Consider the following 24,892-nt stretch of genomic DNA (forward strand, 5'->3'; position numbering starts at 1 on the left):
GCACCACGACGCATGGTGCGACGGTCTCGGGCGGGACGGGGAAGGCACCCCCTCCCGCCCGAGGTCTGTTCGGCGAATGCCCTCGGGCCAGCCCGTTGAGCGGCTGATCGAGTAGACCACGGGGCGTTCAGCCCGTGCCCGTGGCCCGTCAGGCGAGTGCGGACAGCAGACTGGTGATCATGGCTTCTCTGCGGTCCCTGTCGGCCGAGGGGAATCGCTCGAGCGACGTCGTGAAATTCCTGGACAGCAGGGCAGGGCCGACATTCTTCAGGTCCTTGGCCAGGTTGGCCGCGATGGCGGCGGAGAGAATGTCAGACACCTCGTGGGACAGAAGGGCCACGGCCGCGAGGTCCTGGGCGTAGTCGTGGACCTCCAAGAGATTCTGTCCGTGCCCGGTCTCGTAGAGTTCGTTCCGGACAGCTTCGGATTCCGTGTACCAGTGGCACGCCACGGCAAGATCTTGGGCGTCCTTGGTGTCGTGGTTCGGAGCTCTGTCTGCCCACGACCGTAGTTTCAGCGCGGTGTAACCGGCTGGTGATGGCACCCGAACAGTGTCCCCTTGCGGGGTGATTTCCACGGCTTGGGCGTGACGGTGGACGTCCTGGAAACCGGCGACGGTCCACGCCTCCTTGCGCGGCGGAGGGGTGACTGCCCCCGGCGGTTTCTCGACGCGGGGGCCGAAGGGCATGAAGTCCACGGGGATGCCGCTCACGCGGTAGCGCATCTGGCTGTCCCCCAGGCGAGGGTAGATCTTGGTGATGGGCTGGTAGGTATCCCATCCGGGAAGTGCCAGGGCGAGGTCCACGTCATCCGTCAACCTGATGGGGGCGGACTCGCCCAGGCCGGAGTGAATGATGTTCCGCGCGTGGGCACCCACCACCATCACCTGTGATGGTGCGATTTCCGTGTCTTGTCGGAGACGTTGGACCACTTCTCCCACAACATCCAGGACCCCGGGGTCAGGGTCGCCAAATGTGAGCATGGCTGTCCTTGACGTGCTGTGCGGCCTCCAGCTGGCGGCTCTCCCCCGCAGATTTCAGGTCGGCGTACACCAGGAGGGGAGGGGCAGGAGACGGAAAGGACGAGAGCGGGTGGGCTTCATGGCCCGGGGGAAGCCAGAAGGCTGTGTGGATCATGATGTTGAGGTTCCCGTCCTTCCGCCAGCGGTTGGCCAAGACCATCGTGGGGGAGATGTGCTCCACGTACAGCGTGGCGGTTTCGGGATTCTTGATCCACGAGGCAGATTGCTCGCCACTCACGTAGACCACACCGTGACCAGCAAGGTCCAAGCGGGCAGGATCGCCGTGGAACTGCTGCACCAGGGTCTTGGGTCCGAGTCCCGTGGCATAGGCATCGGCCCACCGTTCGGCGAGAACATCCTGGCGCATCAGACGTTTGCTGCGGCGGTCCAGGAATCTCTGCTCATCGAGGAGCTTCATGGTGGATTGAGCTTGCCCCAGGGACACCTTGGCCGCGGCGGCGACTGTCCTGACGGGGGAGTGGAGCAACTCGGGCCAGGACAGCAGCGCGAAAATGACCTGCGCACGCCTAGGGGTGAAGAGCCCGGCTGACGGGCGGAGTGCTCGGCGGTTCTGGACCGTGGCCGGATCGGGTCGGCGACCTCGTACGTCGATGAGCACTCCCCCAAATCTGAGGTAGGCATTTCCTGCGGCGTCGAGGAACTGGACACCCGCCACGCGCAGCTCGTGAGCGCTGCGGGGATTGACCGCTGGCGCGAGAAGCAGAAGGGGGTCGCCGACTTCTCCATCCAGCTGAAGAACACGGGTGAGGGTTGGGCTGTCGGTCACCACGGCGCGGAAATGCTGGGATCCCAGGTCGTGCGTGAGGAGGAGCGGTGTGGGGGTCTCCCGTTCCAGGTCTTGGAGTGATGCGGGGGCATCGGCGCAGAGGCGGTACTCGTTCAGGCGCTTCTCGAGGGCAGTCTTCAGGGGTTCACTCACAGTGACTCCGTTCATTCATTTCCTGTGTTCAGAATAAATGAACGCAGGTAAAAAATGAACACTCAGTACGTGGTCGTGGTCCCTCATGGGCATGTCAGCCTGTCGGAAGGGGTGGCAGGACCGGCGGCCGCCGCCCGTTGACCCGCACGGGGGCCGGCACACAGGTGACCCTTCCGTGCTCGGTGGTCATCTCAACAGTCTCGGATCTGGGTCCGGTGTTCGGAGAAGGATGGCTGCACTCCGAGCCTCCTCCGTCCAGCAGAACTCGCGCGGTGCGCTCCAGGGACAACCGGGCGGACCCTGACCGTCCCGCCGCCAGCAGCCCACACGCCGCCGCGGCCATGCCGTATCCGGTGACGTGGTCCAGCGCCTGTACCGGCAGTGCTCCAGGCCGCCAGAGCCCGGTGCTGTCTGTGGAGCCGTACCGGTGGGCGATTCCCGTGGCCGCCTGGACGATGCTGTCGAAGCCCCGCTGTCCAGCGCGGGGCCCGGTGGGCTCCCACGCACTGAGCTCCACATGAACGAGGTGGGGGAACCGCTCACGAACGCGGGCGCCGTCGAGTCCCAGCGCGGCGAGTGAGCCGGGGCGGTATCCGGTGAGCAGGACGTCAGCCTGACCGAGCAGACCAGCGAGGTCTCCAGCCGCGATCGGGTCGCTGAGGTCACGGGCGGTGCAGCGCACACCCTGGTCGGTGTCCAGATGCTGTCCCAGCAGCTCGGGCATGGCGGGCGGGTCGATGCGGATCACGTCCGCGCCCAGTGCCGCCAGGAACTTCGCGGCGGTGGGACCAGCAATCACCCGGGTCAGCGAGACCACTCGGACGCCGTGCAGGGGCAGAGGGACACTGCCCGCGTGCGGGTGCACCGGCCGCCACGGGTGGCTGTCCGGCCTGGGGGAGCGGTGGCGATCAGCGATGTTCGAATCCCCGGGGCAGAGATGGAGCCACGGGCCGGGATCGTGTGCCGCCTCCTGCCGCCACTCGCCCTCACTCACCACACAGGCAGCCACACCTCCCTCGGAAACAATGTGGGACTCCGCGTCCCGCGAGGTGAGGTGGGCCAGCGCGGGCGCCAGGGCGTTGTCGTGGTCGATCCCCAAGGCGCGGAACAGCCGGGCCCGGTGGTGAGGGTAGTTGGCGTGGGTGCGGAGCCACCCGTCCGCAGTGCGGAAGAAACCGGAGCACGGGGCGAAGCCGAGGAGCGGCTGGCCGTCGATGCGCAGCTGGGAGACGGAGGCGAAGGCCGCTACGATCTCCGGCAGAGTAGCCGTGATCTCTACCGATGGTCGGCCGCTGGCCCGCGTGAACTCCCGGGCGGACGCCGCTGCAAGCCCCACACTTGCCGCCGCGAGGGAGCGGACGTCCAGGGCGCCGTTCCACCGGTCGTCGTGGCCGTGCACCGCGTCCATCGCCCTGAGGCTGAGGTCCGGTGCGAGCCCGTCCAGGGCCGTGAGGATCTCCCGCATGGACGCATTCTAGGCGCCGTAGAATGGGACAACATGGACACCTCCCGCGCCTGCGCCCCCGACGTCGACCGCACCCGGCTGCTCGAGAGCGCGGCTCGCCTGCGGGAGGTGCTGCGCCACGGCGTGTATTTCCTGCGGAGCATGGAGGGGTCCCGGCAGATCACCAGCCAACAGATCAGCCTGTTGACCATGCTGCGCCCGGGCGGGGTGCGGATGACCACGATCGCCGCGAACCTCGGTGTCCGCACGCCCACCGCCACGCAGGGTGTTGACCGCTTGAGCAGGGCGGGTCTGGTGCGCCGCGATCCCGACCCCACGGACGCCCGCGCCGTGCTCGTGTCCCTCACACCCGCAGGGGAAGAGGTGCTGGCGCGCGAGGACGAGCGCCGCAACGGCTTCGTCGCGGACGTGCTGTCCACACTGGACGCCCGGGAGGTCGCCGCGCTCGACGCCGCGCTGCCGGTTCTCACCAAGCTCGCCACGGGAGACAGCGGGGCGGGTACCGAGCCGGCAGAGATCAGCCGGAAGTCCTGAGCAACAGTTCTGGGACCATGTGGCCCGTAGGGACAAGCCGCACGACGCCGCTGCGAACAGCGGTGGCGCGGACGGCCAGAGCTCGGGTAGTGGCGCCACGGCGAAGGCCCGACCGGCGGGGCGCGTCGTCGTCGTCCGCTCTCAGACGGTCTCGGTGACGTCCTCCACGGCGAAGCGCGGGTTGCGTTCGTAGCCCGGTGCCTGGGGACGGCCCAGGTTGACCACCACGATGGCGCGCTTGCCCGTGCCCTCGAAGAACTCCCGGTCCACGGCGGGGGCGTCGAATCCGGTCATGGGGCCCACGGCCAGACCGGCGGCGCGGGCCGCGATGATGAAGTAGCCCACCTGGATGTGCGCGTTGGCGGTGCCGCTGGACATGCGCAGCTCGGCGTTCTCGTCGTACATGCCCTGCAGCTGCGGGGCCGCGGGGAGGAACTCCGGGAAGCGGGTGTGCCAGTTCTCGTCGAAGGACAGGATGGCGGTCAGCGGAGCCTTGCGGGTCTTCTCCTGGTTGCCGCCGTTCATGTGCTGCACCAGGCGCTCGCGCGCCTCGGGGGACTCCACCCACGTGATGCGCAGGGGCTGCGAGTTGAACGCCGTGGGACCCATCTTGGTGAGCTCGTAGATGGTGTGCCGCTGCTCCGCGGTCACGGGCTCGTCCGTGAAGTGACTTGCGGTGCGGGCCGTGGTGAACAGCCGGTCGGCGTCCTCGCGGGTGATGTCGAGGGCGAGCTGCTCGAGGGTGGGGGTGCTCATGGGGTGTCCTTCCACGCAGGGGTGCGCGGACGGCGTCGTGCCGTCCGGCGCAATTATTTCTAGGGAAACTATAACCTCCAGGTCCTGCGGTGTACTCCGAATGTCGGGGACGTCACGCCGGGGATGTACCTTGTCCGGGTGACTTCTGCGTTCCTTCCCGGGCTGGTGACCGGCCTGGCCCTGATCGTGGCCATCGGCGCCCAGAACGCCTTCGTGCTGCGGCAGGGGATTCGCCGCGAGCACGTGGGCGTGGTGGTGGCCATCTGCATCGTCTCGGACATCTTCCTGATCGGGCTGGGCACCGCGGGGATCGGGGTGCTCATCGAGCAGGTGCCGTGGCTGATCAACGCGTTCCGCTGGGCGGGGGTCGTGTACCTCGCGGTGTTCGCGGTGATGTCCTTCAGGTCAGCGTTGAAACCCCAGACCATGGAGGCTGCGGGCGGCGGAGCAGGTTCACTGCGCGGGGTCGTCCTCGCGACGCTCGCGTTCACGTGGCTCAACCCGCACGCCTATCTGGACGCGGTTCTGATCCTGGGCAACCTGGCCAACCAGCACGGGGAGCAGCGCTGGGTCTTCGCTGCGGGCGCGTTCACGGGGTCGGTCATCTGGTTCACGGCCCTGGGTGCCGGGGCGCGGGCGCTGTCCCACGTGCTGAACACTCCGCTGACGTGGCGCATCGTGGACGTGGGGGTGGGCCTGGTGATGCTGTTCATCGCGGTGCAGCTCGCGCTGATGCCGGCCATCTGACACGGCGCCGGCGCTTGCGCCGTGTGCTGAAATGGACTCATGACGCCCACCTCCTCGTACACCAGCAGCGGAACCGGGCGCAGGTCCCAGGAGTTCACTCCCGCCACAGCGGTGCGCGGGTTCCTGGAGCACTCCCGGCGCCGGGCTGCGGACCTCAGCCCCGGCTACGAGCGCGTGTGGGCCCGGGTCGCGGAGGTCACCTACGCCGCGCAGGGCCTGCAGCAGGACTTCGTGATGGCCGCGGTGGAGGCCTACCCGGCGCGTCCCACCCGCCCGGTGCTCAACGCCGTGGCCGCGGGCTTCGAACTGCTCAACACGGCCCTGCTGCTGCGCGGGGAGGGTGTGAGCCCCGGAACAGCGATCGGTGCGGCGTCGCCGGGCGTGGAGCCGGTGCAGTCCCGTCAGCCTGGTGGGGACGCGCCGGACGACGCTCCGGTGGCCCCCGAGGACCCCGTCCACTACACCTCCCTCGCGAGCGAGATCGCCCTGGCCGCCGCCTACCGGATGGTCGCCACGTCCCACGCACCGGAGTCCCGGCTGATCAAGCTCCTGGAGATCCTGGACCACTCCGTGTTCCACGCCGCGGCGGGGGAGCGGATCCTGGGCGAGCTCACCCAGCGCGCCGCCACGGTCGGGCACGGCGAGGTGCTGGAGGCCCTGCGGATCGGCAGCGCCGTACCCTGCTACGAGGCGCCGTTGCGCGCGGGTGCCGTGCTGGGTGGAGCGCCCACCGCGCACGTCAACGCCCTGGCGGACACCGGCCGCGCCCTGGGCATGGCCCACGGTCTCGCCAAGGAGCTGCGCCTGGCCGCCCACGCGGACGGCGGTCACGGCGCGCGTGAACTGCTGCGCGCGGACCGCCCCACGGTGCTCGGCACGTTCGTGGCATCCGGTCCCCACGGCCCCGCGTGGCGCTCCCTGTGCGAGCGCGCGGCGCAGGGCGCCCTCACGGACGACGACGCCGCTCACGCCCACGAGCTGCTCGAGCGCTCCGGCTCCGTGCGCGCCGTCGAACGCATGATGGGCACGGCCCGGACCCGCTCCGAGCACGCCATGGCCGGCGGGGACCTGCCCCCGGCCCTGGTGGAGCGCCTGCGGGCGTGGGCCGAGCGAGAACTGGGTTCCCCCACGGACTGATCCCGGCGCGGTGCCCGCGGGGTCCCAGGACGGTTCCTCCTCAACGGGTGTGCCACGCGCGTGAGAGCCGCTCGCAGGGCAGCCCCGACACACGGCGACGGCGCCCGGGCCGAAGCCCGAGCGCCGTCGTGGTCCTGCCGGGGTGGGATGCCCCGGTGCGCGTCAGATCTGCGTGAGAGCCCCCACGGGGTTCTCGATGCAGTCGGCCACGAAGCGGATGAAACCGCCCGCCGCGCCGCCGTCGCACACGCGGTGGTCGAACGCGATGGTCACGGTGGTGACCTTGCGGACGGCCAGTTCACCGTCCACCACCCACGGCTTGTCGATGATCCGCCCGATGCCCAGGATCGCGGCCTCGGGGTGGTTGATGATCGGGGTGGCGCCGTCCGTGCCGAACACACCGTAGTTGTTCAGCGTGAACGTGGAACCGCTCAGCTGGGCGGGGCTGGCCTTGCCGGAACGGGCCACCTGGATGATCTCCCGCATGGCGCCGGTCAGCTCCATGGCGCTGAGCTGGTCCGCGTTGCGCAGGTTCGGCACCATGAGTCCGCGCTCGGACTCCACCGCGAGGCCCAGGTTCACGCCCTGCAGGCGGGTGATGGTCCGGGAGCCGTCCTCGGCGGTGTCCACGCGGGCGTTGAGCTGCGGGAACTTCCGCAGCCCGGCCACGGTGAACCGGGCGATCAGCGCGAGCAGGCTCGGCGTGTTCTCCGGGTCCTTGGCCTTGAGCTCGGAGCGCAGCTTCAGCAGCTCGGTGGCGTCCACGTCCACCCACACGGTGGCCTCGGGGATCTCCGTGCGGGAGCGGGTCATGGCGTCCGCAATGGTCTTGCGCACGCCCTTGACGGGCTCCTGCGAGGCGATCGGCAGCCCGGTGCGGGAGTCGGTCCCGGCGGCGGCCGGGGAAGACGACGCCGCGGCACCACCCTGGGGTGCCGCACCTCCCGTGGCGGTCAGGCCGGCGGGAGCGGGCGCCGCGGGCTCCGCGGCGGACAGTCCCGTGGGGGCCGGCCCGGCGGCGTCGGCGCGCATCCGCTGGTCGTCCACCTGGTCGATGGCCGCGAGGACGTCCTTGCGCATGATCAGACCACCGGGACCGCTGCCCTGCAGGGTGGCGATGTCCACGCCGTGCTCCCGCGCGAGCTTGCGCACGAGCGGGGAGATCACGGTGGGAGCCAGCCGCGGGGCCTCGGCGAGCGCCTCGTGGGTCCGCTCGGCGGCCTCGGCGCCCGCGCCGCGCTTGCGGCGGCGGCGGCGGGACGAGGACGCGGCGGAGGTGCCGTAGCCGATCAGCACGTTGCCCGAGGACTCCTCGTCCTCACCCGCGGCGGGATCGGCCTCGTCCACGGCCAGCTCGGCGGAGGGCTTGGTGCCCGCGAGCTCCTCCTCGCGGTAGCTCGCGCCGTGCTCGGCGCCGGGGGCGTCCGCGTCCGTCCCGGAGCCGGCAGGGGTCTCGGGGGACTCCACGCCGTCGGAGATGGAGATCAGGGGCTGGTCCACCAGCATGGTGTCGCCCTCCGCGCCGTGAAGCTTGTGGACCACGCCCTCGAAGGGGGTGGGCACCTCCACGGCGGACTTGGCGGTCTCCACCTCCACGATGGGCTGGTCCATGGTGACGGTGTCACCCTCGGCCACGAGCCAGCGGAGGATGTCCGCCTCGGTGAGCCCTTCGCCCAGGTCGGGCAGGTTGAACACATTGATGCTCACGGGTCAGTCCTCCCACTGCAGGTCGTCCAGCGCGTCCAGGATGCGCTCGGAACTCGGGATGTGGTGGTGCTCGAAGGACGGTGAGGGGTAGGGGATGTCGAATCCCGTGACCCGCAGCACCGGTGCGGCGAGCGAGTGGAAGCAGCGCTCCTGGGTGCGCGCGGCGATCTCCGAGGCCACGGACGCGAAGCCCTGGGACTCGGCGACCACCACGGCGCGCCCGGTGCGGCGCACGGACGCGGCCACGGTCTCGTCGTCGTAGGGGACCACGGAACCGAGGTCGATGACCTCCACGGACATTCCGTCCTTCGCGGCCTCCTCCGCCGCGGCCAGGCACACCGGCACGGACGGGCCGTAGGAGATCAGGGTCGCGTCGCTGCCCTCACGGGCGACGACGGCGTGGCCCTCGCGCGTGGGCAGGCTCCCGTTCTCGTACTGCTCGCGCAGCTCGTCCAGGTCCACCTGCGCGGTGGACCAGTAGAGCCGCTTGGGCTCGAAGAACACCACGGGGTCCGGGGAGTCGATGGCCTCGCGCAGCATCACGTACGCGTCCGTCACGGACGCCGGGGTGAAGACCTTCAGCCCGGGGGTGTGCGCGTAGTAGGACTCGGAGGAGTCGCAGTGGTGCTCCACGCCGCCCACGCCGCCGCCGTAGGGGATGCGGATGACCAGGGGCATGCTCAGCTTGCCCCGGGTGCGGTTGTGCATCTTGGCCACGTGGGAGGCCACCTGCTCGAACGCGGGGTACGCGAACGCGTCGAACTGCATCTCCGCCACGGGGCGCATGCCGTTCATGGCCATGCCCACCGCGGTGCCGATGATCCCGGACTCCGCGAGCGGGGTGTCGAAGCAGCGCTCGCGGCCGAAGCGCGCGGTCAGCCCGTCGGTGATGCGGAAGACGCCACCGAGGGTGCCCACGTCCTCACCGAAGACCACGACCTCCCGGGAGGCCTCCATGGCGTCCGCGAGTGCGGTGTTCAGCGCCTTGGCGAAACTGGTTTTCGAAGCGCTCATCACGCCTCCTCTCGGGAGAGCTCGTCCGCGAGCTGGGCGCCCTGCTCGCGCAGCTGGGTGGTGGGTTCGTGGTAGACGAAGCGGAACAGGTCCTGCGGGTCCAGCTCCGGCTTGGAGGACATCGCCTCGCGCAGCCGCTTGGCCATGGCTTCGGCGTGCTCGGAGATCTTTCCCGTGGCGTCCTCGGTCAGCGCACCCTGGTCCTCCAGGTAGCGCTGCATACGGGTGATCGGGTCCTTGGCCACCCACTCGCTGACCTCGTCGCGCTCGCGGTAGCGGGTGTCGTCGTCCGCGTTGGTGTGCGCCTGCATGCGGTAGGTCATGGCCTCCACGAGCAGCGGGCCGCCGCCCTGGCGGCACAGCTCGATGCCGCGCCCCAGCACGGAGAGCATGGCCGCGAGGTCGTTGCCGTCCACGCGCTCACTGGCCATGCCGTAGCCCACGCCCTTGTGGGCCAGGGACGGCGCACGGGTCTGCGAGGACAGCGGCACGGAGATCGCGTAGCCGTTGTTCTGCACCAGGAACAGCACGGGCAGCTGGAACACGGCGGCGAAGTTCAGGGCCTCGTGGAAGTCCCCCTCCGACGTCGCTCCGTCACCGCACATGGCCAGCGTCACCGTGTTCTCGCCGCGCAGCTGGGCGGCGTGGGCGACGCCCACGGCGTGCAGCAGCTGCGTGGTGAGCGGGGTGGCCTGGATGGAGACCTTGTACTGCCTGGGGTCGTAGCCGCCGTGCCAGTCGCCGCGGTAGGTGCTCATGACCTCCAGCGGATCCACGCCGCGGGACATCACGGCCACGGAGTCGCGGTAGGTGGGGAACAGCCAGTCGTCGTCCTCGAGGCACAGGGCCGCGGCCACCTGGCACGCCTCCTGGCCGTGGCTGGACGGGTACACGGCCATGCGGCCCTGGCGCACCAGCGCCATGTTCTGGTCGTTGATGCGACGGCCCACCACGAGCTTCTCGTAGGCGTTGAGCAGCCGCTCGGTGTCCGGCATGGGGTACTCGTGGCCGGGCTCCTGGCCCTGCTCGGACTCGGGGACGGCGGTGCCGTCCGGGTTGAGCAGACGGATCTCCGAGCTTGCGGGCAGCATGTACTGCTCGGGCGTGATCCCGAAGTTCTTGGAGGCCTCCACCGCCGGATTCACGGGCGGGGTGGGCTCCCGGGTGGCGGACTCGCCACCGGCGGGGATGGGCTCGCTCATGGTGCGTCCCTTTCTTCTCTGGGTGGAACTCGGTGGTGCCGCGACGGCCGCGGGCAGGATCGAGCGGCAACGCGTCGGACACGTCGTCCGGTCAGTATGGGCAATCCGGGCGCACCGTCTCCACACCGGGGGGAATTCGTGGACGGTAGACTTCCAGAACGGGTTTCCCGTGGACGAATTGCTCGTGAGTGACGGGCGCCATGCGGAAATGTCTTGCACGTCACATCCGGTGCCTCCGCATGTCAGGGCCGCACCCCGGGGCGCTGGCCGAACGGGCGGCGGGTACCAGCCGGGTGGCCCCGGGAACGGGCGAGCCGGCGTCGTCGGCGGGTGCTGCGGCGCGGGCCGCGGAAAGGGCGACGGCGCGGGGTGCTGCCCGGCGGCGTCGTGGCCGTGACAGGGCCGGGAGGTGGTGGAAAGGTGGAGCGGATGGCGGAGAGCAAGCGCGTGGAGCTGGACGAGACGGACCGGCGCATCCTGGATGAGCTCACACGGGACGCGCGGCAGTCCGTGACCGCGCTCGCGGCCAAGGTGCACATTTCCCGTGCGCACGCGTACGAGCGGATCCGCCGGCTGCACGAGCAGGGCGTGGTGCTGCGCTACACCGCGGTGATCGACCCCGCCAAGGCCGGCCTGGAGGCCTCCGCCTACGTGACCCTGCGCCTGAAGCAGAACACGTGGGACACCCTGGGCCCCAAGCTGCGCCGCATCCCGCAGGTGCAGCACGTGGCCCTGGTGGGTGGCACGTTCGACGTGATGCTGCTGGTGCGCGCCCGGGGCACGGGTGAGCTGCGGGACGTGATCTTCGAACGCATCCAGCCCATGCCCGAGGTGGTGGACACCCAGACGTTCCTGATTTTCGAGGACGTGGACGTCGGTGGCTGATCCGGGGACGTCTCGCCCTGAGCGGAGTCCGTGGCCCAGCCCCTCAGCACGCTGACATACTGGCCGGGAGAACTGCGGCGGTGCGGCACCGCCCTCCGGGTCACGCACCCGGCCACGACACGGACGATGCGAGGACGACACATGAGTGAGAACGCACGGCTGGCTCTCGTCACGGGTGCCACGGGCTACATCGGCGGCCAGGTGGCCCAGGAGCTGCTGCGCCGCGGCTGGCGGGTGCGCCTGCTGAGCCGCAGCGCGGAGAAGGTCCGCCACCTGCCCTGGGGGGACAGCGTCGTCGCCGAGGGCCGGTCCGCCGGACCCGGCCAGGCGGAAGTGGTGGAGGGCAACGCCTCCGAGGCCGCGGACGTCGCACGGGCCATGCGGGACGTGGACGTGGCCTGGTACCTGCTGCACTCCATGGGGGACTCGGACGACTTCGTGCGCGAGGAGGTGGAGATGGCCGAGACCTTCGGCACCGCCGCGCACGACGCCCACGTGCAGCGCATCGTCTACCTGGGCGGTCTGCACCCGGACGACGAGCCCGTGGACCAGCTCTCCGACCACCTGCGCTCCCGCGTGGAGGTGGGCCGCGCGCTCATGGACTCCGGTGTGCCCACCGCGGCCCTGCAGACCGGTGTGGTGATCGGGGACGAGTCCTCGTCCTTCATCATGATCCGCCACCTCGCGGAGCGGCTGCCCGGCGCGATCGCCCCCCAGTGGGTGCGCAACCGCATCCAGCCGATCGCCGTGGCGGACGTGGTGCACTACCTCGTGGGCGCCGCGGACCTGCCCGCGGACGTGAACCGCACGTTCGACGTGGGCGGGCCCGAGGCCATCGAGTACGCGGACATGCTGGACCAGTACTCCCGCGCCGTGGGCAAGGGTGGGCGGTTCATGATCACCGCCCCCGTGACCACCGCGGAGCTAGCAGCCAACTGGATCGGGCTCGTGACCCCCATCGACACCAAGCTGGCCCGGCCCCTGGTGGGCAGCCTGCAGCACGACACCGTGATCCACGAGCGGGACCTCGACGACTACATCGGGGCGCCCCCGGGCGGGCACACCCCCTTCGCGGACGCGGTGCGCGCCGCGGTCACGGACCTGGACCTCAACCGCTGGCGGCGGGTCTTCCTGTCCACCACGGCGGCCGTTGCGGCCACGGCGGTGGTGGGCACGCTCGCGAGCGACCCCGAGTCGACGTGGTACGAGAAGCTGCGCAAGCCGCGCTTCCAGCCCCCGGGCTGGGCGTTCCCCGTGGCGTGGACCGCGCTGTACGCGGACATCGCCGCCATGGGCTCGCTGTCCATCGCGGACCTGGGGGAGGAGGGCCGCACCGACGAGCAGCGGGCCTACATCGCCGCACTCGGCGTGAACCTGGCGCTCAACGCCGGGTGGAGCGTCCTGTTCTTCCACCGCAAGAAGCTGCGGGCCGCGGCCGTGGAGTCCGTGCTGCTCGCGGTGAGCAGCGCGGACCTGGTGCGCCGCAGCGCCAAGGTGTCCCCGGAGAAGGGCGTGATCCTGAGCCCCTACGCCGGGTGGACCGCCTTCGCCTCGGTGCTCTCCACCACCATCAGCGTGCTCAACCCGCGCCGCAAGTAGCCCGCGGCCCGGTCGGCCGAGCGGCCCGCACGGGCCCGGGCAGTCCCGGGCGGCGGGTCCCGAACATCCCCGGCGGATCGTAGCGCCGGGCGGAAAGGAACCTCGGTGACGGAACATCGGCTCAGCCCCTACGGGGACACCACCGCGGCCACGCGCAAGCGCACCGTGTGGGTGGTGATCGCCACCGGAGTGCTCGCGGCCGCGTGCCTCGCGTGGTCCCTGCGCATCCCCGCGGGGGACCCGTGGTTCTACCCCGCCACCTTCATCCTGGCCGGCGTGTACATCGCGGGCAGCTCGATCGCGATCCGCATGACGGGCGAACGCCTGCCCTGGCGGGTCACCCCGCGGGGCATGCGGGACGCGGTGGTCGGTGGTGTGGTGCTCGCGGTGGTGTTCATCGCCGGCGGCTTCATGGTCCGCTTCATCCCGTTCCTGAGCGAACCGGTGCACGAGCTGCTCAACCACGCCCGGGTGGGAAGCCTGGTCATGGTGGCTCTGACCACCGCGGTCAACGGCGTGGCCGAGGAGGTCTACTACCGCGGGGCGCTCTGGCGGATCCTGCCGCGGGGTCGGCGGATCCTCGTGACCACCATCGCCTACACCGCGGTGACCGCCCTCGCCGGCATCCCGCTGCTCGCCCTCGCGGCCGCCGCGCTCGGCGCGTTCGTGGGCTACCTGCGCGAGCGCACCCGCTCGCTCGTCCCCGGCATCGTCACGCACCTGATCTGGTCCCTGACCATGCTCTTCGTGCTGCCGTACGTGGTCTGAGGCACCACGACGCCGCGCGGCCGGGTTCCGCGCCCGCCGCCGGTCTGCGGTGGGTGCGGTCCTCGCCCCCCTCTCAGTGCACGGTGGGACGCGACCCGCCCCGCGCCGGGACCGCGCCCGGCCACTCGGGGTGGCCCGACGGCGTCGTTCCCGGGGCGTGGTGCGGGACGGCCGCGCTCAGGCGGGGCGGGTGAAGGCGAGCCACATGGTGGGGATGACCTGCTGGGCACCGCGCCCCGAGTCGCCCATGGCCATGTTGTCCGCGAGCTGGCCCGAGTAGCTCGTCAGGAGCACGCGGGCCACGTCTGCCGGGGGCACCGTGAACTCGAGGTGCTGGGTGGCGGCCACGCGCACGAGCGCCTGCTCGATGGCGCGGTACACCCGTTCCCGGATGGGGGCCATGCGCTCTCGCACCTCCGGCGAGCGGAACGCCGCGATGGACAGCTCCACCCGCAGGGCCTGCTGGTTCACGTTCGCCACCCGGTCCGTGACGCCCTCGATGACGCGGGTGACCACCTGGTCCACGTCCAGACCCGAGCCCAGCCAGTGGTCCAGCTCCGACCCCAGGGTCTCCTCCAGCTGGGTGGCGAGGTCCTCGAACGCGAGGATCGCGAGTTCCCGCTTGGACTCGAAGTTGGAGTAGAACGCCCCGCGCGTGAACCCGGCGGCCGCACACAGGTCGTTCACGGAGGCGCCGTCGATGCCCTGCTGGGCGAACACGGCCGGGGCGCTGCGGATCAGTTTGAGCCGCGTTGCACTGCGGGAACGTCTGTCCGGCGCGGCATCGGGTGTGGCAGTGTCACTGTCGAGGGGCTGTCCGTCCCTCCCGAGGCAGGCAGCGGGTGCGGCGGGTTCTTCTGTCTTGTTGCTCACGTGTCCCTCGGTTCGTCTTCCCTTCTCAATACATCAGTGTATCGTGTTCACGAATCCCAATACATTCGTGTATCCCTCTGTGCCAGGAGAAACCGGTGACACCCAAACACGCACCCGCCCACTCGTTCCGGGCCCGACTCGGCCGGCCGTTCGGCCAGTTCGGGTTCTGGCTGCTGCCCATGCTCGCCATCATCGCGGTGGGGGTGATCGGCACCGCCCTGTACCTGGGCGGTCTGTCCAGCCCCGACAAGAACTTCAAGGAGTTCCCCATTGCCGTGATCAACCAGGACAAGGGCGCCGAGGTACCTAAGGCCAACGGCAAGACCACCCAGGAGAACCTGGGCACGGACCTCGTGAGCGAGTTCGTGGACAAGGCCGCGGAGGACGACAAGATCGACCTGCGCGAGCTGAGCATGGACGAGGCCAAGGAGCAGCTGGACCGCGGTGAGCTCTACGCCGCCGTGGTGGTCCCCGAGAGCTTCTCCGAGGACACCGTGAGCCTCATCGAGGGCTCCCTCACCAAGGATCACGCCGCCCGTCCCGAGGTCACCGTCTACACGGACCCGCAGGCCGGCTCCCTGGGTACGCGGCTGGCCACGGGCGCGGTCGAGCCCGGCATCCAGGAAGCCAGCAAGGCGCTCGGCGAGCAGCTCACGGAGTCCGTGGCGCCCGCTGAGGACGCGGCCTACAACAAGGTGCTGCAGCAGCTGCAGCAGAGCCAGAAGGAACAGTCCGAGCAGCTCTCCCGCCAGGCCGCCCAGGGTGGCCCCGAGGTGCAGCAGTTCGCCCAGCAGGTGCAGAAGTCCCAGGAGGGCTCCGCCGAGGAGATCGCCAAGGAACTCGCGCCCACCGTCAGCTCGGTGGCCAAGGACACCCTCAAGGACCCCGTGAGCATGGTGTCCAAGGCGTACAACGACCTCCCGGACGGCACGGCCCTGGGCATGAGCGCGTTCTACTACTCCATCCTGCTGCTCGTGGTGGGCTTCTCCGGCTCCGTGGCGCTGAACCTTCTCATGGACGGCCGCATGGGCATGGCGCCCTTCGAGATGGGTCCTTTCTTCAAGGACTACCCCCGCGCCGTCCTGCCCCGTCCGGTGGGCTTCCTCATGAAGTGGCTGACCTTCGTGGTGGCCGCACTGCCCGCGTCCGCGCTCATGATGTGGGTGGCCTCGGCCGTGGGCATGCCTGTGCCCCACGGCTTCCTGGTGTTCCTGCTCGGGTGGCTCGCGATGTCCACGGTCTCCGCGATCGTGCTGGCGCTGATCTCCGTGGGTGGCAGCGTGGGCATGCTGCTGTGCCTGATCTACCTGGTCTTCATGGGCCTGCCCTCCGCGGGAGCCGTGGTGCCGCTCGAGGCGGTGCCGGACTTCTTCCGCGCCATCGCCCCGTTCGAGCCGCTGCACCACATCTTCACGTCCGTGCGCTCCGCGCTGTACTTCGACGCGATCCCGGAGGCGGGGTTGACCACGGGCGTGATCGGGCTGTCCATCATGCTGGTGGTCGCCCTCCTGGTGGGTCTGCTCGGAGGCTGGGCGTACGACAAGCGGGTGGGTCTGCGCGGAGCGGACGGCCCGGCCAAGCACAGCGCCGACGCGGCGGTGGCTTCCGCGGAAAAACCCCTCCCCAAGAGTGCGGATAACCCCTCCGTCCCGAGCGGTGCGTCAGAATAGGCTGGAAGCACACACAGCACGTCGGCCGCGCAGGCCCTTGCAACGACACCGATGGAGACCAGATGAGCAACGAACCGCAGCAGCCGCGCCCCGACTACCGTTCCGGAGCGACCGGTGGCCAGCCCGCGTCGGCCCCGCAGGAGCAGGGCTCGGCCGACGCCCGCGGCACCGGTGAGCAGGCGTGGGGGCAGAACCAGGGCCAGCAGGGCTACATCCCGAACCAGGGTGCCCCTCGCCCTTCGCAGCCGCAGGGCGGCACCCGCCCGGGGCAGCCCCAGGGCACTCCCGGCGCCGGCCAGCCCCAGGCAGGCACGCAGGCCGGGCAGCCGCAGGGAGACCCGCGCTACGCGCAGAACGCCGGTGGCCAGGGCCGGCCCCAGGGCGACCCCCGCTACGCACAGAACGCCGGTGGCGGCCCGTACACGCAGCACCCGGGCTACGCGCAGAACCCCGGTGGCTACCAGGGCGACCCCCGCTACGCCCAGCAGCCGGGCGGGTACCCCGCGGGCGCTCGCGGTCCCCAGGACGACGAGAAGACCGTGGCGGTGCTGACCCACCTGTCCAGCCCGATCGCGGCGATCATCTCCGTGGGCTGGCTCAGCTTCCTGGGTCCGCTGATCGTCTGGTTCATCTACAAGGACAAGAGCCCGTTCCTGCGCCAGGCCGCGGCGGGGGCGTTCAACTTCAACGCGTCCCTGTGGCTGATCAACCTGATCGGCTGGATCTGCGTGTTCACCGTGGTGCTGTCCCCGCTCGGCTTCCTTCTGATCGCGGCGTACTGGATCATGCTCTTCGTGTTCCACATCATCGCGGCGGTCAAGGCCGGCGGTGGCAAGGCCTACCGCTACCCCATGCAGCTGCCCATCCTGCGCTGATCCCACGGCGCCGCACGCTCGCTCCGAGCGCCCGCGGCCCGTCCGCCACGAACCGCCCGGGAAAGCCTCACGGCTTCCCCGGGCGGTTCGTGCGTGTGGTGGGCCTGCCACTGGGCAGATTGTTGAACAACCTGTAGTGTGCAGTGGTCAGCCGCCGTGTGGCTCTGCTCACACCGACCCTGGGATGGATCCATGTCCTCTGCCTCACCACAGCCGCACCTCGACCGCGAGACACCGGGTGCCCGGAAGGACTCCGGCCACCGCAGCGCCCTGCTGGGTGCCATGTTCCTCATGGCCACCAGTGCGATCGGCCCGGGGTTCATCACCCAGACCACGGTGTTCACCGTGCAGCTGGGCGCCGCGTTCGCCTTTGCGATCCTGGTGTCCATCCTGGTGGACATCGCCGTGCAGCTGAACGTGTGGCGGGTCATCGGAGTCTCGGGGATGCGGGCGCAGGAGCTGGCCAACCAGGTCCTCCCCGGGGCAGGGTACGTCCTGGCGGCCCTGGTGTTCCTGGGCGGTGCGGTGTTCAACATCGGCAACATCGCGGGAACCGGGCTGGGGTTGAATGCCATGCTGGGCATGGATCCCACGCTCGGCGGGGCCATCTCGGCCGTGGTCGCCATCCTGGTCTTCCTGTCCAAGCGCGCGGGTCTCGCCCTGGACCGGATCGTGGTGGTGCTGGGCGCCGTGATGATCCTCATGATGCTGTACGTGGCGATCGTGGCGGCACCCCCGGTGGGTGAGGCGCTCAAGAACACCGTGATGCCGGAGGAAGTGGACTTCCTGGTCATCACCACGCTCATCGGCGGCACCGTGGGCGGGTACATCACGTACTCCGGCGCCCACCGCATGATCGACTCCGGCGTCACCGGAGTGGACAGTGTCCGCGAGATCACCCGGACGTCCGTGCTGGGCATCCTGGTCACGTGCGTCATGCGCGTGCTGCTGTTCCTTGCGATCTTCGGGGTGGTCGCGAGCGGCGTGGCACTGGCCGGGGACAACATGGCCGCGGACGCCTTCCGGGCCGCCGCCGGGGAGGTCGGGGTGCGGATCTTCGGAGTGGTGCTGTGGGCCGCCGCCCTGACCTCCGTGATCGGTGCCGCGTTCACCTCCATCTCCTTCGTCACCTCCTCCACGGGCAGCCCCCGCACGCGCAACCTGCTCACGGTGGGCTTCATCCTGGTGTGCGCAGTGATCTACCTGGTGCTGGGCCAGGCCCCGCAGACGCTGCTGGTCTTCGCGGGTGCGTTCAACGGCCTCATCCTTCCGTTCGGCTTCGCGATCCTGCTGTGGGTGGGCTGGCGCCGCCGGGACCTGCTGCAGGGCTACCGCTACCCCGGGTGGCTGCTGATTGTGGGTGTGCTCGCGTGGGTGCTCTCCGTGTTCCTCGCCGTCAACTCCCTGGCCGGGCTCTCCAAGCTCTGGGCCTGAGACCCCCGGACAGGACAGGCCGCCCAATGATGGAGACCGCGCTGACCCCCGCCCAGGCACGAGAGCGCTTCCGTGCCGGGCTCGTGCGCCACACCGCGGGAATGGCCCCGGGCCACGCCCAGGCAAACCTCGTGATCGTGCCTCGCGAGCTGGCGTTCGACGTGCTGCTCTTCGCGCAGCGCAACCCCAAGCCGTGCCCCGTGCTGGGTGTCCTGGACGCGGGGAAGACCACGGGCCCGCTGCTGGCCGGCGGGGACATCCGCACGGACGTGCCGCAGTACGTGGTCTACGAGAACGGGGTGGAGGTGGCCCGCCCCACCGACATCACCCCGTACTGGCGGGAGGACCTGGTCACGCTCATGCTGGGCTGCTCGTTCACGTTCGAGGACGCGCTGCAGGCGCACGGCGTCCGCCTGGCGCACATCGACCAGGGTGTGAACGTCCCGATGTACCGCACCTCGCGGCGCTGCGAGCCGGCGGGGCGGCTGTCCGGGCCGCTCGTGGTGTCCATGCGGCCGGTTCCGGCGGCACAGGTGCCGGACGCCGTGCGGATCACCTCCCGCTACCCGGCCGTCCACGGCGCGCCCGTGCACGTGGGGGATCCCGGGGCGCTGGGGATCGCGGATCTGGGATCGCCGGACTTCGGCGACGCCGTGCGGATCGCCCCCGGCGAGCTGCCCGTGTTCTGGGCGTGCGGGGTCACTCCGCAGGCCGCGGTGATGGAGTCGGCTCCGCCGTTCGCGATCACCCACGCCCCGGGGCACATGCTCGTCACCGACGCCCGGGACGCCGACTACCAGGTGCCCTGACGGGGCGCGGAGGCGAGGGGACCGTGCCCTGGCTCACCCCCGGGGTGGTCCACTCTGCGGCGCACATCGACAGCGGCCCCGACCGGCGGTGTCGCGGGGTTCTCCGGTGACGCCCACGGCGGGTCGTCGGAGGACCTGGCCGGCCGACCTCACTCCAGACGGGTGAGGATCTCGTCCCGCGCCGCGCCCAGGGAGTCCCGCAGCAGCTCGACGGCACGGCTCCGGTCGCCGGACTCCAGTGCGGCAAGCACCTCGGCATTGCGCACGGCGTAGCGCGCGTGGAACTCCCGGTCCTCGAGCATCGCGTGGAACACCAGGCGCATTCTGGCAAGGGCACGGTCCATGTCCAGGAGCAGCGCGGGCGACCCCGCGGCCTCCACGAGGCACCGGTGGAACCGCTGGTTCGCGTTCGCCATGCCGGCCACGTCCGCGCCGTCCCGCGCCGTCAGGGCCGCGGCGACGATCGAGCGGAGCCGCTCCAGCAGCCCCGCATCCCCGGTTCCCCACAGCACCGCCCCGGACTCGAGGATGCTCCGGGCGGCATAGAGATCGCGGACGTCGTCCGCGGTGGGCCGCGCCACGAACACGCCCCTGTGGGGTATCCGCAGCACGAGCCCCTCCGCCGCGAGCATCGCGAAGCACTCCCGCAGGGTGTTGCGGGAGATCCCGAGCTCGGCGGCCACGGCGTGCTCGGACAGCTTCGCGCCCGGGGGCAGCGCGCCGTCGGCGATCCGCGTCCGCAGCCGGGCGGCGGCATGGGCGCCGGCCTGGACCTCTTCGCGTGGCCCGGACGCTCCGGGGTGGGTGGCGGGCGGGCCGCTCACGCGATCTCCCCGAGCGTCTGACCCGCGCGCACGGCGTCGCCCTCGGACACATCACCACGGCGCAGGGTTCCGGAGCGGTGGGCCTTCACGGGGGTCTCCATCTTCATGGCCTCGACCACCAGCACCGGCTGACCCTCCGTGACGTCCTCGCCGTCCTGTGCGAGCCACGTGACCACCGTGCCGTTCATGGGCGCGGTGAGCGCGGTCCCGTCCTCCGCGTCCGACGACGCCGCCGCGCCGCCCTGTCCCGTCTCGCCCGGAGTCCCGCCTCCGCCGTGGAGCAGCGCCTGTGCGAGGCGCGCGGGCAGGCCCACCCGCACTGCACGCCCGTCCACCTCGAGCGTGAACGTGGTGCGCTGGGCGGCCTCGGGATCGAGGTGGGGTGAGGTCTCGAGGTCCTGCGCGAACTCGTCCTCGATCCAGGTGGTGTAGACGCCCAGCTGGTCGGTGGAGGTGAACGCGGGCTCGTCCAGCACGGCGCGGTGGAACGGCACCACGGTGGGCAGTCCGCGGATCGAGAGCTCACGGAGGGCGGCGCGGGAGCGCACCACGGCCTGGGCCCGGTCCTCGCCCCACACGATGAGCTTGGCGAGCAGCGAGTCGTACTCGGCGGGGACCACGGATCCGGTGCGCACGCCGGTGTCCACGCGCACACCCGCGCCCGTGGGGGCCTCGAACGCCTCCACCGTGCCCGGGGTGGGGAGGAACCCCAGTGCGGGGTCCTCCGCGTTGAGCCGGAACTCGATCGCGTGGCCGCGCGGGGCGGGGTCCTCGGTGGTGCTCAGCGGCAGGCCCTCGGCCACGCGGAACTGCTCGCGCACCAGGTCCACTCCGGCGGTCGCCTCGGTCACGGGGTGCTCCACCTGCAGGCGCGTGTTGACCTCCAGGAAGGAGATCAGTCCGTCCGGTGCCACCAGGTACTCCACCGTGCCGGCGCCGGTGTACCCGGCCTCGCGGCAGATGGCCCGGGCGGACTCGTGCAGCGTGGTGCGCTGCTCGTCGGTCAGGAACGGCGCCGGGGCCTCCTCCACGAGTTTCTGGTGGCGGCGCTGCAGGGAGCAGTCGCGCGTGCCCATGACCACCACGTTGCCGTGGGTGTCCGCCACCACCTGGGCCTCCACGTGGCGCGGGTGGTCCAGGAACCGCTCCACGAAGCACTCCCCACGCCCGAAGGCGGTGGTGGCCTCGCGCACGGCGGCGTCGAACGCCGATTCCACCTCGGAGAGCTCCCGGGCGATGCGCATGCCGCGTCCGCCACCGCCGAACGCCGCCTTGATGGCGATCGGCAGCCCGTGCTCCGCCGCGAACGCGCGGGCCTCGGCGGCATCAGCCACGGGGCCGTCGGTTCCCGGGACGAGCGGCGCCCCGGCGCGCACGGCGATCTCCCGCGCCGTGACCTTGTTGCCGAGCGCCTCGATCACGTCCGGGCTCGGGCCGATCCAGGTGAGGCCGGCAGCCACCACGACGCGCGCGAAGTCCGCGTTCTCCGACAGGAACCCGTAGCCCGGGTGCACGGCGTCCGCCCCGCAGCGCTCCGCCACGGCCAGCACGGCGGGGATGTTGAGGTAGGTGTCGGCGGAGGAGGAACCGGGGAGGGTATATGCCTCGTCGGCCATGTGGACGTGCATCGCGTCCGCGTCCGGCTCGGAGTACACGGCCACCGAGGTGAGCCCGGCGTCCGAGCACGCGCGGGCCACGCGCACGGCGATCTCCCCGCGGTTGGCGATCAGAACCTTCTTCATGGGGTGTCTCCTGAGGTGGGCTGCTCCGCGGGGATCGTCGCGGTGGGGGTCGTCGTGGGCTCCTGGGCGCCGAGGGCGTCCGTGGGGGATGGCGGTGTGGAGCGGGCCCCCGGTGCCACCCCGTGGCTCGGTGCAGCGCCGGGTGCGGCGGGGATCGCCGCGTCGGCGGGCGGGAGCGGAACCGGGTGGAGCCGCACCTCGGAGCCGGGCAGCAGCTGCGCGGCGAGGGGGAGGTCCTCCGGGACGACCACCCCGATCACGGGGTACCCGCCCGTGACGGGGTGGTCGGCGAGGAACAGCACGGGCACACCGGAGTGGGGGACCTGGAGGGAACCGGTGACCACGCCCTCGCTCGCGAGCTCGCCGTCGCGGCCGCGCTCGAGACCGCCGTCCTGCGGGGTCTCGAAGCGCACGCCCACGCGGTTGGAGTCGCTGCTGACGCGCCACGTCCGCTCCGCCAGGGCGGCGCGGGAGGCGGGGGTGAACCAGTCCTCACGCGGACCCGGAACCACGCGGAGCACGGTGGTCTCGTGCGGTGCGGGCAGGCGCACCGCGGGCTCCTCGGCATGGCCCACGGCGCGGCCGGTTGGCGCCGGGCGCACCGGCAGCACGTCACCAGCGGCCAGGGGAGCGGGCCCGATCCCGGACATCACGTCCGTGGCACGGCTGCCGAGCACCGGGGTCGTGTCGAGACCTCCGGAGACCGCGAGGTAGCTGCGCAGCCCCGCGCTCGGGGTGTCCAGGGTGAGCTGCTCGCCGTCGTACAGGGCGAACGGCGTGCAGAACGGGGCGGCGCGCTCGGTCTCCCCGCCGGTGATCCGGGCGCCCACGGGCGCCCCGGTCAGGGCGAGCACGTGGTGGCCCCGGGCCGTGAGTTGCAACCCGCCCATCGTGACCTCGAGGACCGCGTTTGAGCTGGCATTGCCCACGATCCGGTTGGCCTGCATCGCGGAGGCGCGGTCCGCCGCACCGGAGGCCACCACGCCCAGGTCCCCCAGTCCGGGGCGGCCCAGGTCCTGGATCAGGGTCTGCATCCCGGGGTTCTCGACCACCAGGGCGTGCCCACCGTCGTCAGCGAGGGAGCCATCCGCCGCGCTGATGGGTTGCAGACCGTCGGCGTGCTCACGGCCGGACGTGTCGCGGCCCGGGCCCGCGGTGTCCTGGCCCGGGCCGTCCCCCGACTGAACGGCGGGAGCCGAGTCCCCGGGAAGCTGCGGGCCGCCGCGCGGGTCCGGGGCGGCGTCGTCGGCCAGCGTCACGAGCTCGCGCACGGCCCGGTAGCGCACGGTGTCCCCAGGGCGGATCAGCGCGGGGGAGTCCCGGTGGGTGTCCCACAGGACGGCGTCCGTGCGCCCGATCAGCTGCCACCCGCCCGGTGAGCGCTGGGGGTAGATCGCGGAGAAGACGCCCGCGAGCGCCACGGACCCCGCGGGCACGGCGGTGCGGGGGGTGTCCCGGCGGGGGACGTCCAGGGGGTTGCCCGGTGCGCTGAGGTACGCGAAGCCGGGGGCGAAGCCGCCGAACGCGGCGGTCCACTCCGTGCCGGTGTGGGTGTCCACCACGCCCTGCTCGCTCAGCCCGGTGAGCCGGGCGACCTCGGAGAGGTCGGCGCCGTCGTAGACCACGGGGATCTCCACGGTCTTGCCCCCGGCCTCCCGGTTCTCCCGGGGACGGGCAGTGACGACGCCGCTCGCGGCCTTCCGCGCCGACCGTGCGTCCGTGAAGGTCACCAGCACGGTGCGGGCGGCGGCAATCACGTCCGTCTGCCCGGCGAACGGGTGCGCGGTGAGGTGGGCATGCCAGCGCACGACGTCGGCGAGCTCGCCGCAGTCGAGCAGGAACGCGTGGGTTCCGGCCCAGCGCAGCTCCGGGACCGGGCGGGCCTCGGCGGACGAGGAGGGAACCGTTCCCGTCGTGTCAGGGCGGGCCGCCTGCCGTGCGCCCGCTTCCTGCGCGGTGCGGGGTGCCTGTCCGGGGTGCGGTGCGCTCATGCGAAGGACCGGACGGTGATCCCGGCGCGGTCGAGGCCCGCGCGGACCTCGGCGGCCATGGCCGCGGCGCCGGGGGTGTCCCCGTGCACGCAGATGCTCTCCGCCTGGATCCGCACGGTGGAGCCGTCCACCGCGGTGAGCGTGCCGTCCTCGGCCAGGCGCACCATGCGCTCGGTGACCTGGGCGGCGTCGTGCAGCACCGCACCCGGGTCCCGCCGGGAGACCAGCGTGCCCTCGGGGGTGTAGCCGCGGTCCGCGAACGCCTCCGGCACGGCGCGCAGCCCGGCCTTCTCCGCCGTGCGCAGGGCCACGGAGCCGGGCAGCAGGAGGAGGGGGAGGTCCCCGCCGAAGGCCTTCACGGCGTCCACCACGGCCTGGGCGTGGGCCTCGTGGTGCACGATCGTGTTGTAGAGGGCGCCGTGGGGCTTGACGTAGCGCACGGTGGTGCCCGCGGCGCGGGCCACGGCCTCGAGCGCGCCCATCTGGTACAGGACGTCGTCCGCGAGCTCGGTGGGGGAGCAGTCCAGGAAACGACGGCCGAAGCCCGCGAGGTCCCGGTAGGCCACGTGCGCTCCCACGGTGACCCCGGCGGCCACGGCGTCCCGGCAGGTCTGCGCCATCACGGAGGGGTCTCCGGCGTGGAAGCCGCAGGCCACGTTGGCGCTGGAGACGGAGCGGAAGATGGCGGCGTCGTCCCCCATGCCCCAGGCGCCGAACGACTCGCCCACGTCGCTGTTCAGATCCATGACCGTCATGCGTGACCTCCGTCTCATCGGGTGTGACCCCCCAGCATGCCCGATGCGCCGCAGATTGTTCAACAATCCACCCCGGAATATTTCTCCGGGGCGCCGCATTACAGATGTAGTTCAAATTTGAAGTACCAGGGCGGGCGACGGTCC

22 protein-coding genes are annotated in these 24,892 nt (G+C 71.2%); 10 read left to right on the forward strand and 12 right to left on the reverse strand.

Annotated features, from left to right (window positions below; translation table 11 throughout):
• Positions 1-148: 148 nt before the first annotated feature.
• The 3 genes from AABM36_RS03425 to AABM36_RS03435 form a co-directional block, all read right to left on the reverse strand.
• Positions 149-883, reverse strand: coding sequence for a hypothetical protein (locus tag AABM36_RS03425; protein WP_423447378.1), 735 nt, complete (start codon positions 881-883; stop codon positions 149-151).
• A gap of 76 nt (positions 884-959) precedes the next feature.
• Entirely contained in the window at positions 960-1,961 is a 1,002-nt protein-coding gene (locus AABM36_RS03430; RefSeq protein ID WP_158596697.1) for a type IV toxin-antitoxin system AbiEi family antitoxin, read from the reverse strand.
• A gap of 94 nt (positions 1,962-2,055) precedes the next feature.
• Positions 2,056-3,426 carry a CoA transferase gene (locus tag AABM36_RS03435; protein WP_052239370.1) on the reverse strand — a complete coding sequence of 457 codons (1,371 nt, stop codon included), beginning with the start codon at positions 3,424-3,426 and terminating at the stop codon, positions 2,056-2,058.
• Positions 3,427-3,459: 33 nt separating this feature from the next.
• Between AABM36_RS03435 and AABM36_RS03440 the strand changes: the two genes are divergently transcribed.
• Positions 3,460-3,960, forward strand: a complete 501-nt coding sequence (locus AABM36_RS03440) for a MarR family winged helix-turn-helix transcriptional regulator (RefSeq protein WP_052239371.1) — start codon at positions 3,460-3,462, stop codon at positions 3,958-3,960.
• Between the two features lie 141 nt (positions 3,961-4,101).
• Here the strand turns inward: AABM36_RS03440 and AABM36_RS03445 are convergent, their stop codons facing one another.
• Positions 4,102-4,716: a malonic semialdehyde reductase gene (locus AABM36_RS03445; protein WP_121241779.1), complete on the reverse strand. Its 615-nt coding sequence runs from the start codon at positions 4,714-4,716 to the stop codon at positions 4,102-4,104.
• Between the two features lie 123 nt (positions 4,717-4,839).
• Here AABM36_RS03445 and AABM36_RS03450 point away from each other — a divergent pair, with 123 nt between their 5' ends.
• Together AABM36_RS03450 and AABM36_RS03455 are read left to right on the forward strand one after the other, a co-directional pair.
• Positions 4,840-5,463 (forward strand): LysE/ArgO family amino acid transporter, encoded by a 624-nt coding sequence (locus tag AABM36_RS03450; protein ID WP_039102107.1) that lies wholly within the window; start codon positions 4,840-4,842, stop codon positions 5,461-5,463.
• 39 nt (positions 5,464-5,502) lie between these two features.
• Positions 5,503-6,600, forward strand: coding sequence for a hypothetical protein (locus tag AABM36_RS03455; RefSeq protein WP_039102108.1), 1,098 nt, complete (start codon positions 5,503-5,505; stop codon positions 6,598-6,600).
• Positions 6,601-6,762: 162 nt separating this feature from the next.
• Here the strand turns inward: AABM36_RS03455 and AABM36_RS03460 are convergent, their stop codons facing one another.
• From AABM36_RS03460 to AABM36_RS03470, 3 genes are read right to left on the reverse strand one after another with little or no spacing between them, the layout of a single operon-like run.
• Complete coding sequence (locus tag AABM36_RS03460; protein ID WP_039102109.1) at positions 6,763-8,307, reverse strand: dihydrolipoamide acetyltransferase family protein; 1,545 nt, start codon at positions 8,305-8,307, stop codon at positions 6,763-6,765.
• 3 nt (positions 8,308-8,310) lie between these two features.
• Complete coding sequence (locus tag AABM36_RS03465; RefSeq protein ID WP_039102110.1) at positions 8,311-9,321, reverse strand: alpha-ketoacid dehydrogenase subunit beta; 1,011 nt, start codon at positions 9,319-9,321, stop codon at positions 8,311-8,313.
• Positions 9,321-10,523 (reverse strand): thiamine pyrophosphate-dependent dehydrogenase E1 component subunit alpha, encoded by a 1,203-nt coding sequence (locus AABM36_RS03470; protein ID WP_039102111.1) that lies wholly within the window; start codon positions 10,521-10,523, stop codon positions 9,321-9,323. The genes AABM36_RS03465 and AABM36_RS03470 overlap by 1 nt, the downstream gene beginning before the upstream one ends.
• Before the next feature lie 429 nt (positions 10,524-10,952).
• Between AABM36_RS03470 and AABM36_RS03475 the strand changes: the two genes are divergently transcribed.
• From AABM36_RS03475 to AABM36_RS03485, 3 genes are all read left to right on the forward strand, one after another.
• Positions 10,953-11,408: an Lrp/AsnC family transcriptional regulator gene (locus tag AABM36_RS03475; protein WP_121241781.1), complete on the forward strand. Its 456-nt coding sequence runs from the start codon at positions 10,953-10,955 to the stop codon at positions 11,406-11,408.
• Positions 11,409-11,549: 141 nt separating this feature from the next.
• Positions 11,550-13,007: a tryptophan-rich sensory protein gene (locus tag AABM36_RS03480; protein WP_039102113.1), complete on the forward strand. Its 1,458-nt coding sequence runs from the start codon at positions 11,550-11,552 to the stop codon at positions 13,005-13,007.
• Between the two features lie 105 nt (positions 13,008-13,112).
• Complete coding sequence (locus AABM36_RS03485; protein WP_039102114.1) at positions 13,113-13,775, forward strand: CPBP family intramembrane glutamic endopeptidase; 663 nt, start codon at positions 13,113-13,115, stop codon at positions 13,773-13,775.
• A gap of 177 nt (positions 13,776-13,952) precedes the next feature.
• On the opposite strand, the gene AABM36_RS03490 is transcribed toward AABM36_RS03485, so the two are convergent.
• Positions 13,953-14,648, reverse strand: coding sequence for a TetR/AcrR family transcriptional regulator (locus tag AABM36_RS03490; RefSeq protein ID WP_121241783.1), 696 nt, complete (start codon positions 14,646-14,648; stop codon positions 13,953-13,955).
• A 95-nt stretch (positions 14,649-14,743) separates the two neighbouring features.
• Between AABM36_RS03490 and AABM36_RS03495 the strand changes: the two genes are divergently transcribed.
• The 4 genes from AABM36_RS03495 (at position 14,744) to AABM36_RS03510 (ending at position 19,436) form a co-directional block, all read left to right on the forward strand.
• Complete coding sequence (locus tag AABM36_RS03495) at positions 14,744-16,318, forward strand: DUF3533 domain-containing protein (protein ID WP_121241784.1); 1,575 nt, start codon at positions 14,744-14,746, stop codon at positions 16,316-16,318.
• 62 nt (positions 16,319-16,380) lie between these two features.
• Positions 16,381-17,193, forward strand: a complete 813-nt coding sequence (locus tag AABM36_RS03500; protein WP_423447383.1) for a DUF4870 domain-containing protein — start codon at positions 16,381-16,383, stop codon at positions 17,191-17,193.
• Between the two features lie 192 nt (positions 17,194-17,385).
• Entirely contained in the window at positions 17,386-18,627 is a 1,242-nt protein-coding gene (locus tag AABM36_RS03505) for an NRAMP family divalent metal transporter (RefSeq protein ID WP_423447385.1), read from the forward strand.
• A gap of 29 nt (positions 18,628-18,656) precedes the next feature.
• A complete protein-coding gene (locus AABM36_RS03510) occupies positions 18,657-19,436 on the forward strand; it encodes a putative hydro-lyase (RefSeq protein WP_121241870.1) in 780 nt (259 codons plus the stop codon).
• Positions 19,437-19,585: 149 nt separating this feature from the next.
• Here the strand turns inward: AABM36_RS03510 and AABM36_RS03515 are convergent, their stop codons facing one another.
• From AABM36_RS03515 to AABM36_RS03530, 4 genes are read right to left on the reverse strand one after another with little or no spacing between them, the layout of a single operon-like run.
• On the reverse strand, positions 19,586-20,260 hold the full coding sequence (locus tag AABM36_RS03515) for a GntR family transcriptional regulator (protein ID WP_121241786.1): 675 nt from the start codon (positions 20,258-20,260) through the stop codon (positions 19,586-19,588).
• A complete protein-coding gene (locus AABM36_RS03520; RefSeq protein ID WP_121241788.1) occupies positions 20,257-22,002 on the reverse strand; it encodes a biotin carboxylase N-terminal domain-containing protein in 1,746 nt (581 codons plus the stop codon). The genes AABM36_RS03515 and AABM36_RS03520 overlap by 4 nt, the downstream gene beginning before the upstream one ends.
• Positions 21,999-23,993, reverse strand: coding sequence for a 5-oxoprolinase/urea amidolyase family protein (locus AABM36_RS03525; RefSeq protein ID WP_423447388.1), 1,995 nt, complete (start codon positions 23,991-23,993; stop codon positions 21,999-22,001). The genes AABM36_RS03520 and AABM36_RS03525 overlap by 4 nt, the downstream gene beginning before the upstream one ends.
• Positions 23,990-24,748: a LamB/YcsF family protein gene (locus tag AABM36_RS03530; RefSeq protein WP_019310777.1), complete on the reverse strand. Its 759-nt coding sequence runs from the start codon at positions 24,746-24,748 to the stop codon at positions 23,990-23,992. Before AABM36_RS03530 ends, AABM36_RS03525 begins: the two co-directional genes overlap by 4 nt.
• Positions 24,749-24,892 lie beyond the last annotated feature (144 nt).

The organism is Kocuria sp. KSNUG, assembly GCF_049532735.1.
In the GTDB taxonomy this organism is placed as follows: domain Bacteria; phylum Actinomycetota; class Actinomycetes; order Actinomycetales; family Micrococcaceae; genus Kocuria; species Kocuria rhizophila.

Bases quoted from the DNA above. Each gene is read 5' to 3' on its own strand.
- AABM36_RS03425 (WP_423447378.1), bottom strand. From the start codon at position 883: ATGGTGGTGGGTGCCCACGCGCGGAACATCATTCACTCCGGCCTGGGC.
- AABM36_RS03435 (WP_052239370.1), bottom strand. From the start codon at position 3,426: ATGCGGGAGATCCTCACGGCCCTGGACGGGCTCGCACCGGACCTCAGC.
- AABM36_RS03440 (WP_052239371.1), top strand. From the start codon at position 3,460: ATGGACACCTCCCGCGCCTGCGCCCCCGACGTCGACCGCACCCGGCTG.
- AABM36_RS03445 (WP_121241779.1), bottom strand. From the start codon at position 4,716: ATGAGCACCCCCACCCTCGAGCAGCTCGCCCTCGACATCACCCGCGAG.
- AABM36_RS03450 (WP_039102107.1), top strand. From the start codon at position 4,840: ATGTACCTTGTCCGGGTGACTTCTGCGTTCCTTCCCGGGCTGGTGACC.
- AABM36_RS03455 (WP_039102108.1), top strand. From the start codon at position 5,503: ATGACGCCCACCTCCTCGTACACCAGCAGCGGAACCGGGCGCAGGTCC.
- AABM36_RS03465 (WP_039102110.1), bottom strand. From the start codon at position 9,321: ATGAGCGCTTCGAAAACCAGTTTCGCCAAGGCGCTGAACACCGCACTC.
- AABM36_RS03470 (WP_039102111.1), bottom strand. From the start codon at position 10,523: ATGAGCGAGCCCATCCCCGCCGGTGGCGAGTCCGCCACCCGGGAGCCC.
- AABM36_RS03475 (WP_121241781.1), top strand. From the start codon at position 10,953: ATGGCGGAGAGCAAGCGCGTGGAGCTGGACGAGACGGACCGGCGCATC.
- AABM36_RS03480 (WP_039102113.1), top strand. From the start codon at position 11,550: ATGAGTGAGAACGCACGGCTGGCTCTCGTCACGGGTGCCACGGGCTAC.
- AABM36_RS03500 (WP_423447383.1), top strand. From the start codon at position 16,381: ATGAGCAACGAACCGCAGCAGCCGCGCCCCGACTACCGTTCCGGAGCG.
- AABM36_RS03505 (WP_423447385.1), top strand. From the start codon at position 17,386: ATGTCCTCTGCCTCACCACAGCCGCACCTCGACCGCGAGACACCGGGT.
- AABM36_RS03510 (WP_121241870.1), top strand. From the start codon at position 18,657: ATGGAGACCGCGCTGACCCCCGCCCAGGCACGAGAGCGCTTCCGTGCC.
- AABM36_RS03520 (WP_121241788.1), bottom strand. From the start codon at position 22,002: ATGAAGAAGGTTCTGATCGCCAACCGCGGGGAGATCGCCGTGCGCGTG.
- AABM36_RS03525 (WP_423447388.1), bottom strand. From the start codon at position 23,993: ATGAGCGCACCGCACCCCGGACAGGCACCCCGCACCGCGCAGGAAGCG.
- AABM36_RS03530 (WP_019310777.1), bottom strand. From the start codon at position 24,748: ATGACGGTCATGGATCTGAACAGCGACGTGGGCGAGTCGTTCGGCGCC.